The organism is Streptomyces sp. x-19 (genome assembly GCF_046549115.1).
In the GTDB taxonomy this organism is placed as follows: Bacteria; Actinomycetota; Actinomycetes; order Streptomycetales; family Streptomycetaceae; genus Streptomyces; species Streptomyces albulus_C.
Genome location: NZ_JAJPWK010000115.1, coordinates 1 through 620 on the forward strand (window position 1 = coordinate 1; position 620 = coordinate 620).

General features: G+C 67.3%; 1 protein-coding gene. It reads right to left on the reverse strand.

Features of this window, described 5'->3' with window-relative positions; all coding sequences use genetic code 11:
• Nucleotides 1-584: ABC transporter permease (locus tag ACLJT4_RS42515; protein ID WP_411130529.1), on the reverse strand; the 584-nt coding region annotated here is incomplete at its 3' end.
• Between the last annotated feature and the right edge of the window lie 36 nt (nt 585-620).

The window sequence follows — 620 nt, forward strand, 5'->3', positions numbered from 1 at the left end:
GGGTCGAGGATGCCGATGACCGTGAAGTACTGGTTGCCGACGAAGACTTGCTGACCGGGCGCGGTGATGCCCAGGCGCTCGGCGGCGACGCTGCCGAGCACCACCGAGGGGTAGCGTCCGGTCGCGTCGTTGAGCCAGGTTCCCGCACCGATCGTGCCGCGCAGGGCCTTCAGAAGATCTTCGCTGGCGGCCTTCACGGAGAGACCGCTGGTGTCGCTCTGGGAGATCTTCTCGCTGCGCCGGACGGTCGGTTTCAGGTCTCCGGTCGCACCGGCGTGTTCGACGCCGGGGATACGGCCGATCATGCCCGGGGCTTCTTTGGGCAGCTTGCTCTGCTCACCGCTGAAGATGTCCTGGCCGGGGGCTACCTTCAACATGTTGGTGCCCAACTTGTCGAGTTGCTGGAGCAGTTGGGCCTTGCTGGAGGCTGAGATGCCGACCACCGCGATCATCGTGGCAATGCCGATGGCGATGCCCAGAGCGGACAGCACGACCCGCATCGGCCGTGAACGCAGACCCGCCGAGCCGACGTGCACCACCTCACGGGGGCCGAGGCGGGCCGGGGTCAGTCGGTCGCGTGGCATTGTTCCCCGCCTCCCAACGGTTCCGGCGAGCTCGTG